Annotated in this window: 12 protein-coding genes and 1 pseudogene; 8 read left to right on the forward strand and 5 right to left on the reverse strand. The window is 69.8% G+C overall.

Going from position 1 to position 13,746, the window contains the following annotated elements; translation table 11 throughout:
* Positions 1 to 64 precede the first annotated feature (64 nt).
* The 5 genes from GTY47_RS20845 to cseC all read left to right on the forward strand — a co-directional run bounded on the left by GTY47_RS20845 (position 65) and on the right by cseC (position 4,664).
* Positions 65 to 1,000: an A/G-specific adenine glycosylase gene (locus tag GTY47_RS20845; protein ID WP_029181799.1), complete on the forward strand. Its 936-nt coding sequence runs from the start codon at positions 65 to 67 to the stop codon at positions 998 to 1,000.
* 283 nt (positions 1,001 to 1,283) lie between these two features.
* On the forward strand, positions 1,284 to 1,823 hold the full coding sequence (locus GTY47_RS20850; RefSeq protein ID WP_010048809.1) for a SigE family RNA polymerase sigma factor: 540 nt from the start codon (positions 1,284 to 1,286) through the stop codon (positions 1,821 to 1,823).
* Positions 1,811 to 2,467 carry a hypothetical protein gene (locus GTY47_RS20855; RefSeq protein WP_010048811.1) on the forward strand — a complete coding sequence of 219 codons (657 nt, stop codon included), beginning with the start codon at positions 1,811 to 1,813 and terminating at the stop codon, positions 2,465 to 2,467. The genes GTY47_RS20850 and GTY47_RS20855 overlap by 13 nt, the downstream gene beginning before the upstream one ends.
* Before the next feature lie 136 nt (positions 2,468 to 2,603).
* On the forward strand, positions 2,604 to 3,305 hold the full coding sequence (gene cseB / locus GTY47_RS20860) for a two-component system response regulator CseB (protein WP_010048812.1): 702 nt from the start codon (positions 2,604 to 2,606) through the stop codon (positions 3,303 to 3,305).
* Positions 3,306 to 3,314: 9 nt separating this feature from the next.
* Positions 3,315 to 4,664 carry a two-component system sensor histidine kinase CseC gene (gene cseC, locus GTY47_RS20865; RefSeq protein WP_010048813.1) on the forward strand — a complete coding sequence of 450 codons (1,350 nt, stop codon included), beginning with the start codon at positions 3,315 to 3,317 and terminating at the stop codon, positions 4,662 to 4,664.
* 27 nt (positions 4,665 to 4,691) lie between these two features.
* Here the strand turns inward: cseC and GTY47_RS20870 are convergent, their stop codons facing one another.
* The 3 genes from GTY47_RS20870 to GTY47_RS20880 form a co-directional block, all read right to left on the reverse strand.
* The gene (locus tag GTY47_RS20870; protein WP_010048820.1) at positions 4,692 to 5,138 is read right to left on the reverse strand and encodes a VOC family protein; all 447 of its coding nucleotides are present in this window, start codon (positions 5,136 to 5,138) and stop codon (positions 4,692 to 4,694) included.
* Positions 5,139 to 5,201: 63 nt separating this feature from the next.
* Positions 5,202 to 5,645, reverse strand: a complete 444-nt coding sequence (locus tag GTY47_RS20875) for a helix-turn-helix transcriptional regulator (RefSeq protein ID WP_040904455.1) — start codon at positions 5,643 to 5,645, stop codon at positions 5,202 to 5,204.
* Positions 5,646 to 5,755: 110 nt separating this feature from the next.
* Positions 5,756 to 7,345 carry an MDR family MFS transporter gene (locus tag GTY47_RS20880; protein WP_010048822.1) on the reverse strand — a complete coding sequence of 530 codons (1,590 nt, stop codon included), beginning with the start codon at positions 7,343 to 7,345 and terminating at the stop codon, positions 5,756 to 5,758.
* Positions 7,346 to 7,469: 124 nt separating this feature from the next.
* Here GTY47_RS20880 and GTY47_RS20885 point away from each other — a divergent pair, with 124 nt between their 5' ends.
* Positions 7,470 to 8,066, forward strand: a complete 597-nt coding sequence (locus tag GTY47_RS20885; protein WP_010048823.1) for a TetR/AcrR family transcriptional regulator — start codon at positions 7,470 to 7,472, stop codon at positions 8,064 to 8,066.
* A gap of 16 nt (positions 8,067 to 8,082) precedes the next feature.
* On the opposite strand, the gene GTY47_RS20890 is transcribed toward GTY47_RS20885, so the two are convergent.
* Positions 8,083 to 8,793 carry a M23 family metallopeptidase gene (locus GTY47_RS20890; RefSeq protein ID WP_010048827.1) on the reverse strand — a complete coding sequence of 237 codons (711 nt, stop codon included), beginning with the start codon at positions 8,791 to 8,793 and terminating at the stop codon, positions 8,083 to 8,085.
* Positions 8,794 to 9,233: 440 nt separating this feature from the next.
* On the opposite strand from GTY47_RS20890, the gene GTY47_RS20895 reads away from it, so the two are divergent.
* Entirely contained in the window at positions 9,234 to 9,866 is a 633-nt protein-coding gene (locus GTY47_RS20895) for an HAD family acid phosphatase (RefSeq protein ID WP_029181800.1), read from the forward strand.
* Between the two features lie 91 nt (positions 9,867 to 9,957).
* Here the strand turns inward: GTY47_RS20895 and GTY47_RS20900 are convergent, their stop codons facing one another.
* The gene (locus GTY47_RS20900; protein ID WP_010048831.1) at positions 9,958 to 12,483 is read right to left on the reverse strand and encodes an ATP-dependent Clp protease ATP-binding subunit; all 2,526 of its coding nucleotides are present in this window, start codon (positions 12,481 to 12,483) and stop codon (positions 9,958 to 9,960) included.
* 430 nt (positions 12,484 to 12,913) lie between these two features.
* On the opposite strand from GTY47_RS20900, the pseudogene GTY47_RS20910 reads away from it, so the two are divergent.
* Positions 12,914 to 13,273, forward strand: a pseudogene (locus tag GTY47_RS20910) (SCO3374 family protein); the annotation flags it as partial.
* Between the last annotated feature and the right edge of the window lie 473 nt (positions 13,274 to 13,746).

The raw sequence follows: 13,746 nt of genomic DNA on the forward strand, positions 1-13,746 counted from the left end.
GCCTGGCCCTCTTGAGTGGTGGTGTGCCCGGATCGCGGCTCCCGCGTGGCAGGATCGAATGGCCATGACTGCTCCCACGAAGCCCCCGCACACCAGCCCCGCCGACCCCGCGTCCGGCCCGCCCACCGGCGAGCACCTCCACGCCCCCGTCATCGACTGGTTCGACGAGAACGCCCGTGACCTGCCGTGGCGGCGCCCCGAGGCCGGGGCGTGGGGTGTGATGGTCAGTGAGTTCATGCTCCAGCAGACGCCGGTGAACCGCGTCCTGCCCGTCTACGAGCAGTGGCTGGACCGCTGGCCGCGCCCCGCCGACCTGGCCAAGGAGGCGCCGGGTGAGGCGGTCCGCGCCTGGGGCCGGCTCGGCTATCCGCGCCGCGCCCTCAGGCTGCACGGCGCCGCCGTCGCGATAACGGAACGGCACGGCGGTGACGTGCCGGCCGACCACGCCCAGCTGCTGGCGCTGCCGGGCATCGGCGAGTACACGGCCGCCGCCGTCGCCTCGTTCGCCTACGGGCAGCGGCACGCGGTGCTGGACACGAACGTGCGCCGGGTCTTCGCCCGCGCGGTCACCGGCGTGCAGTACCCGCCGAACGCCACCACCGCCGCCGAGCGCAGACTCGCCCGTGCGCTGCTGCCCGAGGACGAGCCGACCGCCGCCCGCTGGGCCGCCGCCTCCATGGAGCTGGGCGCGCTGGTGTGCACGGCGAAGAGCGAGTCGTGCCACCGCTGCCCGATCGCCGCGCAGTGCGCGTGGCGGCTGGCGGGCAAGCCGGAGCACGACGGGCCGCCGCGCCGCGGTCAGACGTACGCGGGAACCGACCGCCAGGTGCGCGGGCGGCTGCTCGCCGTGCTGCGGGAGGCCCACGGCCCGGTTCCGCAGTCCGCGCTGGACCGGGTGTGGCACGAGCCGGTGCAGCGGGCCCGTGCTCTGGACGGCCTCGTCGCCGACGGTCTGGTGGAGCCGCTGGCGGGCGGGCTGTACCGGCTGCCGCTGGCCTGACGTACAGGCAGGTCACAGACGCGGGTCGCCCGTCACAGCGATCGCGGGGTGGACAAATCACCCTTGATCCACCCCAACACGCCCACCGCTTTACCCCGTTCCGACGTCCGTTACACAACCGACGGACAGCCGAGTGCTAGCCGAAGGCTGCTTCGGACAGTGCCGTGACAACGCCTCCGTACCTTCAGTTCCGTTCCCGGAAGACACGGGACGACCAAGGAACACAGGCAGTGCACGGACGGCGGGAAGCCGGCCGTAACGGGGAAACGGGAGGCGGTTCACCATGGCGCAGGGCGAGGTGCTCGAGTTCGAGGAGTACGTCCGCACGCGGCAGGACGCGCTGCTGCGCAGTGCCCGCCGCCTGGTCCCGGACCCGACGGACGCGCAGGACCTGCTCCAGACCGCGCTGGTCCGGACGTACGGCCGCTGGGAGACCATCGAGGACAAGCGGCTGGCGGACGCCTACCTGCGCCGGGTGATGATCAACACGCGGACGGAGTGGTGGCGGGCCCGCAAGCTGGAGGAGGTGCCGACCGAGCAGCTCCCGGACGCCTCGGTCGACGACTCCACCGAGCAGCACGCGGACCGCGCCCTGCTGATGGACGTGCTGAAGGTGCTCGCCCCGAAACAGCGCAGTGTCGTCGTACTGCGACACTGGGAGCAGATGTCCACGGAGGAGACGGCCGCCGCCCTCGGCATGTCGGCCGGAACGGTCAAGAGCACGCTGCACCGGGCGCTCGCCCGGCTCCGCGAGGAGCTGGAGTCCCGCGATCTGGACGCACGCGCGCTGGAGCGTGAGGAGCGGGAGCGGTGCGCGGCCTGACCGGCGAGGGGTCTGCACGGACCCCGGGCAGCATCCAGGCGGTGAGTACGGCCCTGGCCGTGCTCGCCGCCCTCGCCCTTTCCGTGTCCGCGTGCGGCGCGGGCGGCACCGGCGCCCGTGACGAGGGTCCGGCGCACTCCGACTCGGTGGCGGGCGCCGCTGCCGCCACACCGTCCGCAGCACCGTCGAAGACGCCCGACACGGTCGACGCCGTCCGGCTCGTCAAGGACGACCCGAAGGTCTCCCCCGAGGTGAAGCGCGAGCTGAAGCCGTGCGTCGCCGACGAGTACCCCGTCGACGTGTCCTACGGCAACCTGACCGGCGGATCGGATGACGACGTCGTCGTCAACGTGCTGACCTGCGGTGACGCTGTGGGTGTGGGCAGTTACGTGTACCGCGAGCAGGACGGCTCGTACAAGAATGTGTTCAAGGCGGAGGAGACCCCCGTCTACGCGGAGATCGACCGCGGCGACCTGGTCGTGACCAAGCAGGTGTACGAGAAGGGCGACCCGGTGTCGAGCCCCTCCGGGGAGAACGTGATCACGTACAGATGGACCTCCGGCCGGTTCGACGAGGAGTACCGCACGCACAACGACTACGGGAAGGTGGGCGGCGACACCCCCTCGCCGGAGCCCGCGAGCTGACGTGGGCGGAGGACGCGTGAACCGATCGGGCCACTGGGACCGATCCCCTGGTGAACGCATCGCACGGATCGCGCGTCCCCCAGAGAGAACGCGACACCACCACCCCACGAACCACACGAGGACTGAGAGCACCGGGATGGCAGACCAGACCCACGTCCTGTTCGTCGAGGACGACGACGTCATCCGTGAGGCCACGCAGCTCGCCCTGGAACGGGACGGCTTCGTGGTCACCGCCATGCCCGACGGGCTGTCGGGCCTGGAGGCGTTCCGGGCGGACCGCCCCGACATCGCGCTGCTGGACGTGATGGTGCCCGGCCTCGACGGGGTCAGCCTGTGCCGCCGTATCCGGGACGAGTCGACCGTGCCGGTCATCATGCTGTCGGCGCGGGCCGACTCCATCGACGTCGTGCTGGGCCTGGAGGCGGGTGCCGACGACTACGTGACCAAGCCGTTCGACGGTGCCGTCCTGGTCGCCCGGATCCGCGCGGTGCTGCGCCGCTTCGGGCACGCGGGCGGCGGCAAGTCCGAGGAACCGGCCTCCCCGGCGAGCGGCGGGGCGCTGACCTTCGGGGACCTGGAGGTCGACACCGAGGGCATGGAGGTCCGCAGGGCCGGGCAGCCGGTGGCACTGACGCCGACCGAGATGCGGCTGCTGCTGGAGTTCTCCACGGCGCCGGGCACGGTGCTCTCCCGCGACAAGCTGCTGGAGCGGGTGTGGGACTACGGCTGGGGCGGGGACACCCGCGTCGTCGACGTGCACGTGCAGCGGCTGCGGCAGAAGATCGGCCAGGACCGCATCGAGACGGTCCGCGGCTTCGGCTACAAGTTGAAGGCCTGAGCAGGGGTTATGAGGGGGCACTTCCGGCGCCTGGTCGCCACGGGCTTGGAGCGCGCGGGCATCCGCACGGGGCTCAGATGGAAGCTGAGCGCGGCCATCGCGCTGGTCGGGGCGCTGGTGGCGGTCGCGCTGAGCCTGGTCGTGCACAACGCCGCGCGGGTGTCGATGCTGGACAACGCACGCGACCTCGCCGACGAGCGCATCATGATCGCCCAGCGCAACTTCGAGCTGTCGGGGCGGATGAACTTCCCCAACACCAAGATCGACGACCCGAACCTGCCGGCGGCGCTGCGGGAGCGGGTGGAGGCGGGCCAGCGGGCGACGTACGTGGCGGACCGGCCCGGTGACGTGCCTGACATATGGGCCGCCGTGCCGCTGAAGAACGGGCATGTGATGTCGCTGCACTCGGGCTTCACCGACCGCAGCTCGGACATCCTCCAGGACCTCGACCAGGCCCTGATCATCGGCTCCATCGCGGTCGTCCTGGGCGGCAGCGCGCTCGGCGTGCTCATCGGCGGGCACCTCTCGCGGCGGCTGCGCAAGGCGGCCGTCGCGGCGAGCCAGCTCGCGGGCGGCGAGACGGACGTGCGCGTGCGGGACGCCATGGGCGGGGTCGTCCGGGACGAGACCGACGACCTGGCGAGCGCGGTGGACGCCATGGCGGACACGCTGCGGCAGCGGATCGAGGCCGAGCGGCGGGTCACCGCCGACATCGCGCACGAGCTGCGCACGCCGGTGACCGGCCTGCTGACCGCCGCCGAACTGCTGCCGCCGGGCCGCCCGACCGAACTGGTGCTGGACCGGGCGAAGGCGATGCGCACGCTCGTCGAGGACGTGCTGGAGGTGGCCCGGCTGGACGGGGCCTCGGAGCGGGCGGAGCTGCAGGACATCATGCTGGGCGAGTTCGTCGCCCGGCGGGTGGCGGCCAAGGACCCGGACGTCGAGGTGCGGATCGTGCACGAGTCGGAGGTCACCACCGACCCGCGGCGCCTGGAGCGGGTGCTGTTCAACCTGCTCGCCAACGCGGCCCGGCACGGCAAGCCGCCCATCGAGGTCACCGTCGAGGGCCGGGTCATCCGCGTCCGCGACCACGGCCCGGGCTTCCCCGAGGACCTGCTCGCCGAGGGACCGAGCCGCTTCCGCACCGGCAGCAAGGACCGGGCCGGGCACGGCCACGGCCTCGGCCTGACCATCGCCGCCGGACAGGCCCGGGTGCTGGGCGCCCGGCTGACTTTCCGGAACGTGCGCACGCCGGGCGCGCCGGAGGGCGTACCGGCCGAGGGCGCGGTGGCGGTGCTGTGGCTGCCGGAGCACGCGCCGACGAACACGGGGAGCTATCCGATGCTGCCGGGGTCGTAGACCGTCGGGCCCAACAGACCTTCCCGATCAGCAGGTCCAGTCCTGGTCGAGGTCGAGTCCGCCCTCCCGGGGCTGCGTGAAGGAGAACCAGTTGCCGGAGTCGTCACGGAACAGCGCCTCCGTGCCGTACGGGCGCTCCTGCGGCTCCTGGAGGAACTCCACGCCCCGGTCCTTGAGCTTCTTGTAGTCGCCGTGGATGTCGTCGGTGGTCAGCACGCCGGCGCCGAGCGCGCCCTTCGTCACCAGCTTCCGGAGCATCTCGGCGGACTCGGGGTCCATCGCGGGCCCGCCGGGCACCATCAGCGTGAGCTCCACGTCGGGCTGCTGCGGCGAGCCGACGGTGAGCCAGCGCATGCCGCCCTCACCCATGGTCATGTCCGTACGGACCTCCAGGCCCAGTTTCTCCGTGTAGAACTCCTTGGCCCGGTCCTGGTCGAGGACCCAGACGGTCGAGATGGCGAGACCCTTGATCATGGTGCGCTCCTGCTGGTCGGCGGCCGGTCGGTGCTTGCCCTGCCACCGTAGGCAGCGGGGGTGTCAGCCCGCTTCTCCGGAATTGCGCTGTTGCCCCGTGCCGGAGCCGGTGGCGGCGCCGGGTGCCGGTCGGAAGCCGCCGGCCCACAGCATGGCGTAGCAGCCCGGTATGAGTGCCGCTCCGCGGCCCACGTGCTTCGTCCGGTACTCGCTGGGCGTCAGGCCGGTCCACGCCTTGAACCGGGCCGAGAACGTGCCGACGCTGCTGAAGCCGACCAGGTGGCAGATCTCCGTCACCGACAGGTTGGCGGTGCGCAGCAGGTCCTCGGCGCGCTCTATGCGGCGGTGCGTGAGGTACTGCCCGGGGGTCTCGCCGTACGCCTCCTTGAAGGCGCGGATGAAGTGATACCGCGAGTACCCGGCGTGGGCGGCCACGGCGCGCAGGTCCAGGTCCGGATCGGCCCAGTCCCGGTCCATGGCGTCCTTGGCGAGGCGCACCTGCCGCATCTTGTCCATGGATCCGATGGTGGCACGGGGGTCTGACAACGGCCCCGGATCACGGCCGGGCACGACGAGGCCCCCGGGGCGGACAACCCCGGGGGCCTCGTGCGGTCCGGTCAGACGGTCTCCGCCACGGGCGGCTGTGCCGCCGGGGCGTCCGGCTCGTCCTTCGCCTTCGGTCCCGCCCCCTTGAGCGGGACCTCCTTGACGAACACGGCCGCCGCCAGGGCGAACACCGCCACCACGGCACCCAGCAGGAACGCCGAGTGCGTGCCCGCCGAGACCGCGTGCTGGTACGCCTCCCGGGCCAGTACCGGAAGCTTCTCCAGGCTCTTCGCGTCGAGCTGCGCCGACTGCTCTGTCACCTTGGAGCCCAGTGCACCGGCCCGCTCGGACATGACGTCCTGCACGCGGTTGTTGAACAGCGCGCCCATGATCGCGACGCCGAAGGAGGAGCCGAGGGTGCGGAAGAGGGTGGTCGACGAGGACGCGACGCCCATGTCCTTCATCTCCACGCTGTTCTGCGCGACCAGCATGGTGATCTGCATCAGGCAGCCCATGCCGAACCCGACCACGGCCATGAAGACACCGGACGTGACGCGCGAGGTCCCCGTGTCCATCGTGGACAGCAGGTAGAGACCGACGGTCATCAGGACGCTGCCGAGAATCGGGAACACCTTGTACCGGCCGGTGTTCGTGGTGACCCGGCCGGCGACCATCGAGGTCACCAGCATCGCGCCGAGCATCGGCAGGAGCAGCAGCCCGGAGTTCGTCGCGGAGGCGCCCTGCACGGACTGCTGGTACAGCGGCAGGAACAGCGTCGCGCCGAACATCACGAAGCCCGTGATGAAGCCGATGACCGACATCAGCGTGAAGTTGCGGCTGCGGAAGATGTGCAGCGGAACCACCGGCTCGGCCGCCTTGGTCTGCCAGAACGCGAAGCCGACGAGAGCCGCGACACCGATGCCGATCAGCTCCATGATCCGCGCGGAGCTCCAGGCGTACTCCGTGCCGCCCCAGGTGGTGACCAGCACGATCGCGGTGATGCCGACGGTCAGCAGGGCAGCGCCCAGGTAGTCGATCCGCGCCTCGGACCGCTTCTTGGGCAGGTGCAGCACGGCGCTGACGGCGACCAGCGCGACCACGCCGAGCGGCAGGTTGATGTAGAACGCCCAGCGCCAGCCCCAGTTGTCGGTGATCGTGCCGCCGACCAGCGGGCCGCCGATCATCGCCAGCGCCATGACGCCGGCCATCATGCCCTGGTACTTGCCGCGCTCCCGGGGCGGGATCAGGTCACCGATGATCGCCATGACGCCCACCATCAGGCCGCCGGCACCAAGACCCTGGACGGCACGGAAGCCGATCAGCTCGCCCATGTTCTGGGCCATGCCGCTGAGCGCCGAGCCGATCAGGAAGATGACGATGGACGACAGGAACGTGCCCTTGCGGCCGTACATGTCGCCGAGCTTGCCCCACAGCGGGGTGGAGGCCGCGGTCGCGAGCGTGTACGCGGTGACCACCCACGAGAGGTGTTCGAGGCCGCCCAGCTCACCCACGATCGTCGGCATCGCCGTACCGATGATCATGTTGTCGAGCATCGCGAGCATCATCGCGATCATCAGCGCGAGCAGGACGACCCGCACGCTCTTCGGCTGTTTCCCCCCGGTGTCGGCGCCGACCGCCGGCGTGTCCGTCGTGTCCGCCATTGCTTTCCCACTCCCCCAGCTACTGCTACTTACTTGCCGACCGGCTAGTGACTACACTCGGAAGCTAGCCGCGGAACTAGCCGGGCGTCAAGTAAGTTTTATGGAAAGGGAGCGGCGTAGGAGGATGGGCGGCACCATGGACGGCACCAGGCAGCGGCGCCGCGGGGACACCCGCCAGCGCATCCAGGACGTGGCCCTCGAACTCTTCGCCGAGCAGGGCTACGAGAAGACCTCTCTGCGCGAGATCGCGGAACGCCTGGAGGTCACCAAGGCGGCGCTCTACTACCACTTCAAGACCAAGGAAGAGATCCTCGTCAGCATCTTCGAGGACCTCACGAAGCCGATCGAGGAACTGATCGAGTGGGGGCGGCAGCAGCCGCACACGCTCGACACCAAGCAGGAGATCATCCGCCGTTACGCGGAGACCCTGTCCGGCGCCGCGCCACTGTTCCGCTTCATGCACGACAACCAGGCGACGGTGCGGGAGCTGCGGATCGGCGACTCCTTCAAGGAGCGCATCCGCGGCCTGCGCGACATCATCATCGACCCGGAGGCCGACCTGGTCGACCAGGTCCGCTGCGTCAGCGCGATCTTCACGCTGCACGCCGGGATGTTCCTGCTCCAGGACCTGGAAGGCGACCCCGAGGACAAGAACAAAGCCGTCCTCGAGGTCGCCACGGACCTGGTGACCCGGGCCCACGAAGGAGCTCGGGGCTCCTAGGGCCTGTCCGGGATCGTCAGACCTTGACGCCCTTGGCGCGCAGGAACTTCACCGGGTCGACCGCCGAGCCGTAGTTCGGGGTCGTACGGATCTCGAAGTGCAGGTGCGGACCGCTCGAGTTACCGGTGTTGCCGGACCGGGCTATCTCCTGGCCGGTCTTGACGACCTGGCCGATCCTCACCTCGACCTTCGACAGGTGGGCGTACTGCGAGTACGTGCCGTTGCCGTGCTTGATCACGACGGCGTTGCCGTACGCGGGGCCGTCACCGGCGCCGTTGCCACCGGCCTTGACGACGGTGCCGCCATGGGCGGCGACGACCTTGGTGCCGCTCGGCACGGCGAAGTCCTGCCCGCTGTGGGTGGACTGCCACATGCCGCCGCTCTGGGCGAAGCCCGCGGAGAGCTTGTACTTCTTCACCGGGTCGACCCAGGACGGCTTGGCCTTCTTGGCGGCCTTCTTCACGGCGGCCTTCTCGGCGGCGGCCTTCTTCGCGGCGGCGGCCTTGGCGGCCTTCTCGGCCTTCGCGGCCTCGACCTTGGCGATCTTGGCCTGGGCGGCGGCCTGCGCCTGGACGGCACTGGCGGCACCCGTCGCGGCCGTGGTGTCGGCGGCGGACGCGACCCCGGCCCCCAGTGCGACCGAGACACCGAGGCCGGCGGCCAGCACGGTCGCACGGGTGCGGAGCTGGGACGTACGGGAAGAACGGGACGTGACGCGCTGGGACATCGAAACCTCGCGTGGAAGGGGACGGAGAAAACCACCCGGCGCACAGTCGCTCGCCGAATGGCCATCCCTTGGTAACCCGAAGTCCGACAAACTCCCAAAAGCGTGATCTACGACAGAAGTTAGTAATTTCGTTCAGTGTTCTACGTCTCTTGACATGGCACTCATTCGGGATGAATCAGCCCACTACAGCCCAGTTCGCGCGGGCTCGCGAGGCAAGGATCCCTTTCCTCTCGGCCCGTTCAGCACTATTCCGGCTAGTAACGGACATATCGCCTGTGCGGCATGTCACCGGGGGCCCTCTTCAGCCATTCCGGAAATGTGGCGCACGCCTCTATGCGCCTACCGTCCGGTAACCCTACGGTTCCCCTCGCGCCACCCTCGCGCATGAACATGCACACGACATGTTGGCAGCGTCACGGACGTGAGAGGACCCCCACGACATGCAGACCCGACGCCCCTGGTTGCGCCGTGCATCAGTGACCGCCGTCGCGGCGGCCGCCCTCGTGGCGATGGCCGGACCGGCCGACGCCGCAGCGCCCTCCGGTGCCGCCACCGCGGTCTCCACGGCCGCCGCCGCAGACGTCGACTACGCGACCTGGCAGAAGGACTGCCAGGCGGTGATGGACCAGGCGCTGCCCTATCTGAAGCAGCGGATCGCGGCCGCCAAGCCGGGCGAGAAGCAGGCGATCGTCTTCGACATCGACAACACCACGCTCGAGACCGACTTCGGCTTCAGCTACCCGCAGCCGGCTAACAAGCCGGTCCTGGAGGCCGCCAGATACGCCCAGGAGCGCGGCGTGGCCCTGTTCTTCGTGACCGCCCGCCCGGACATCATCTACTCGTTCACCGAGTACAACCTCAAGCAGGCCGGCTACCAGGTCTCCGGCCTCTACGTCCGGAACTTCATCGACCTCTTCAAGAACGTCGCCGAGTACAAGACGGCCCAGCGCGTCGACGTCGAGAAGAAGGGCTACACGATCATCGCGAACATCGGCAACAGCGCCACCGACCTCTCCGGCGGCCACGCCGAGAAGACGTACAAGCTGCCGGACTACGACGGGCAGCTGTCGTGACGCCGGGAGGTATACGCACCTAGGGCATGCGAAAGGGGCCGGTGCTTTTCAGCACCGGCCCCTCTCGTCGGACCTCATGCGGCCGGGACGCTTACACGTCCTTGCTCAGGTTCGGACCCGTGCCACCGGCCGCCTGCTCGATCGGCGGGACGTCCGGCAGGGCCGACTTCTCCTCGCCGCGGAAGGTGAAGGTCTTGGTCTCGCCCTCGCCCTCCGTGTCCACGACCACGATGTGACCGGGGCGCAGCTCGCCGAAGAGGATCTTCTCCGACAGGCTGTCCTCGATCTCGCGCTGGATCGTCCGGCGCAGCGGCCGGGCGCCCATGACGGGGTCGTAGCCCTTCTTGGCGAGCAGCTCCTTGGCGGACTGGGCGAGCTCGATGCCCATGTCCCGGTCCTTCAGGCGCTCGTCCACCTTGCTGATCATCAGGTCGACGATCCGCAGGATGTCGTCCTGGGTCAGCTGCGGGAACACGACCACGTCGTCGACGCGGTTGAGGAACTCGGGCCGGAAGTGCTGCTTGAGCTCGTCCGAGACCTTGTTCTTCATGCGCTCGTAGTTGGTCTTCGTGTCACCCGAGGCCGCGAAGCCCAGGTTGAAGCCCTTGGAGATGTCCCGGGTGCCGAGGTTGGTCGTCATGATGATGACCGTGTTCTTGAAGTCCACGACCCGGCCCTGGGAGTCGGTCAGGCGACCGTCCTCCAGGATCTGCAGCAGCGAGTTGAAGATGTCCGGGTGGGCCTTCTCGACCTCGTCGAAGAGGACGACCGAGAACGGCTTGCGGCGGACCTTCTCCGTCAGCTGGCCGCCCTCCTCGTAGCCCACGTAGCCGGGGGGCGAACCGAAGAGACGCGACACCGTGTGCTTCTCGCTGAACTCCGACATGTCGAGGGAGATCAGCGCGTCCTCGTCGCCGAAGAGGAACTCGGCGAGCGCCTTGGACAGCTCGGTCTTACCGACACCGGACGGGCCGGCGAAGATGAACGAGCCACCGGGACGCTTCGGGTCCTTCAGACCGGCACGCGTACGGCGGATCGCCTTCGACAGCGCCTTGACGGCGTCGTTCTGGCCGATGACCCGCTTGTGGAGCTCGTCCTCCATGCGGAGCAGGCGGCTGGACTCCTCCTCGGTCAGCTTGAAGACCGGGATGCCCGTGGCCGTGGCGAGGACCTCGGCGATCAGCTCGCCGTCGACCTCGGCGACGACGTCCATGTCGCCGGCCTTCCACTCCTTCTCCCGCTTGGCCTTGGCGGCCAGGAGCTGCTTCTCCTTGTCGCGCAGGGAGGCGGCCTTCTCGAAGTCCTGCGAGTCGATCGCGGACTCCTTGTCCCGGCGGACACCGGCGATCTTCTCGTCGAACTCGCGCAGGTCCGGCGGCGCGGTCATCCGGCGGATGCGCATCCTCGATCCGGCCTCGTCGATCAGGTCGATCGCCTTGTCCGGCAGGAAGCGGTCCGAGATGTACCGGTCGGCCAGGGTGGCGGCCTGGACCAGCGCCTCGTCCGTGATGGAGACGCGGTGGTGCGCCTCGTAGCGGTCGCGCAGGCCCTTGAGGATCTCGATCGTGTGCGGCAGGGACGGCTCGGCGACCTGGATGGGCTGGAAGCGGCGCTCCAGGGCCGCGTCCTTCTCCAGGTGCTTGCGGTACTCGTCCAGCGTGGTCGCACCGATGGTCTGCAGCTCACCGCGGGCCAGCATCGGCTTCAGGATGGAAGCCGCGTCGATGGCGCCCTCGGCGGCACCCGCACCGACCAGCGTGTGCAGCTCGTCGATGAACAGGATGATGTCGCCGCGGGTGCGGATCTCCTTGAGCACCTTCTTCAGGCGCTCCTCGAAGTCACCGCGGTAGCGGGAGCCGGCGACCAGCGCGCCGAGGTCCAGGGTGTAGAGGTGCTTGTCCTTGAGGGTCTCGGGCACCTCGCCCTTGACGATGGCCTGGGCGAGGCCTTCGACGACGGCGGTCTTGCCGACGCCGGGCTCACCGATCAGGACCGGGTTGTTCTTCGTACGGCGGGACAGCACCTGCATGACCCGCTCGATCTCCTTCTCGCGCCCGATGACCGGGTCGAGCTTGGACTCACGAGCGGCCTGGGTGAGGTTCCGGCCGAACTGGTCGAGGACCAGGGACGTGGAGGGCGTGCCCTCGGCAGGACCGCCGGCGGTGGCGGTCTCCTTGCCCTGGTAACCGGAGAGCAGCTGGATCACCTGCTGCCGCACGCGGTTCAGATCTGCGCCCAGCTTGACCAGGACCTGGGCGGCGACGCCCTCGCCCTCGCGGATCAGGCCGAGCAGGATGTGCTCCGTGCCGATGTAGTTGTGGCCCAGCTGAAGGGCCTCGCGGAGCGACAGCTCCAGGACCTTCTTGGCACGGGGGGTGAAGGGGATGTGACCCGACGGGGCCTGCTGGCCCTGGCCGATGATCTCCTCCACCTGCTGGCGGACCGCCTCGAGCGAAATCCCGAGGCTCTCAAGGGCCTTGGCGGCGACACCTTCACCCTCGTGGATCAGGCCCAGGAGGATGTGTTCAGTGCCGATGTAGTTGTGGTTGAGCATCCGGGCTTCTTCCTGAGCCAGGACGACAACCCGCCGCGCGCGGTCGGTGAACCTCTCGAACATCGTTAATCGCTCCTCAGAGCGGTCAGGCAGTGGGGGGAACTTCCCCTCCCTGTCCTTCCGCAGCTTAGTCCCGCAAGCGGGGACCGCTCATTCCAACTGCCGACACCGTCCTTGGCCTCCTGACCCCGAACGCCGACATCTGCTCCAACCCGATGGTGCGAGACGATGTTCCCGCAGGCCAGGCAGTTACCCCCTTCGCCAGTACGCCCATGGCGAACGTGAGACGGCCTTTCCTGCGTGTCGCCCCCTCCCACTAGGGATGTCTTACCCGTACGGACCGGAAGTCCATGCCGAGTGGCCCCGTCCCCTCCGCTACGGGCGAACAACCTTGCGCCTCCCCGTGCCCCCCACACGCCCCCCTTTCGACACTCTGTGCACGCACTACGCAACCCAGCGTAACCCGCATGCCCTTGCGGCTGTTGCACTTGGCATGTTCGGCGCCCCTCGCCCCGTCCCGCTCCCCCGCCGGCCGCCAGACGCGAGCTGTCGGGTCCGGCGGTGGTACGAGAACGAACTGGGCTGGCCGACGGTGCCCGGCGATCCCCTGCGGCTGGTGGTGGGGGTGCGCTACGACGTCCTGGACGTGCCGGCCGAGGCGGGCCACGCGGCCCTGCGCCGCCTGGCACCGGGCTCGCCGGTGGCCGTGCGGGGCGACCGGATGCGTCTCCTGGTGGCCGCCGGCACCGCGGAGGAACTGCCCGGGCTGCTGGAGTGGCTGGAGTGGGGAACACTGCCGCTCGACCTGACGGCGATCGGAGCGGGCGGCACGATGGAGGCGCCGCGACCGCCCGGGATGGATACGCCGCTGACACCCGAGAGGGGCGAGCGGCTTTGTCAGGGGGCGGGCGGGGCGCTGCCTCACGGGATGGGCGCGTCGTTCTGCCGGGGGACGCACGGCTCGGTGTCGGGCGAGAGGGGCGGGGCGCTGCCCTGCGAGACGGAGGGGTCGTCGCTCTTGCGCGAGGCGGGCGGCTCGGTGTCGGGCGAGAGGGGCGGGACGCTGCCGTGCGAGTGCGGCGGGACGCTGCCTTGCCGGACGGACGCGTCACTCTTGCGCGAGGCGGGCGGGACGCCGCCGTGCGAGAGGGGCGGGGCGGTGCCCGGCGAGACCGACGCGCTGCTGCCGCGCGGGACGGAGGGCTCGATGCGGCGCGAAACAGGCGGGCTGTCGACCGACGAGTGGGGCGGGATGCTGCCCTCCGAGACGGAGGCGTCGCTCCTGCGCGAGGCGGGCGGCTCGGTGTCGGGCGAGGCGGGCGGCTC

This window comes from Streptomyces sp. SID5464 (assembly GCF_009862985.1).
GTDB lineage: Bacteria > Actinomycetota > Actinomycetes > Streptomycetales > Streptomycetaceae > Streptomyces > Streptomyces chartreusis_D.

Excerpts from the sequence above, each read along its gene's own strand:
- GTY47_RS20845 (WP_029181799.1), top strand. The coding sequence starts at position 65 with ATGACTGCTCCCACGAAGCCCCCGCACACCAGCCCCGCCGACCCCGCG.
- GTY47_RS20850 (WP_010048809.1), top strand. The coding sequence starts at position 1,284 with ATGGCGCAGGGCGAGGTGCTCGAGTTCGAGGAGTACGTCCGCACGCGG.
- cseB (WP_010048812.1), top strand. The coding sequence starts at position 2,604 with ATGGCAGACCAGACCCACGTCCTGTTCGTCGAGGACGACGACGTCATC.
- cseC (WP_010048813.1), top strand. The coding sequence starts at position 3,315 with ATGAGGGGGCACTTCCGGCGCCTGGTCGCCACGGGCTTGGAGCGCGCG.
- GTY47_RS20870 (WP_010048820.1), bottom strand. The coding sequence starts at position 5,138 with ATGATCAAGGGTCTCGCCATCTCGACCGTCTGGGTCCTCGACCAGGAC.
- GTY47_RS20875 (WP_040904455.1), bottom strand. The coding sequence starts at position 5,645 with ATGCGGCAGGTGCGCCTCGCCAAGGACGCCATGGACCGGGACTGGGCC.
- GTY47_RS20880 (WP_010048822.1), bottom strand. The coding sequence starts at position 7,345 with ATGGCGGACACGACGGACACGCCGGCGGTCGGCGCCGACACCGGGGGG.
- GTY47_RS20885 (WP_010048823.1), top strand. The coding sequence starts at position 7,470 with ATGGGCGGCACCATGGACGGCACCAGGCAGCGGCGCCGCGGGGACACC.
- GTY47_RS20890 (WP_010048827.1), bottom strand. The coding sequence starts at position 8,793 with ATGTCCCAGCGCGTCACGTCCCGTTCTTCCCGTACGTCCCAGCTCCGC.
- GTY47_RS20895 (WP_029181800.1), top strand. The coding sequence starts at position 9,234 with ATGCAGACCCGACGCCCCTGGTTGCGCCGTGCATCAGTGACCGCCGTC.
- GTY47_RS20900 (WP_010048831.1), bottom strand. The coding sequence starts at position 12,483 with ATGTTCGAGAGGTTCACCGACCGCGCGCGGCGGGTTGTCGTCCTGGCT.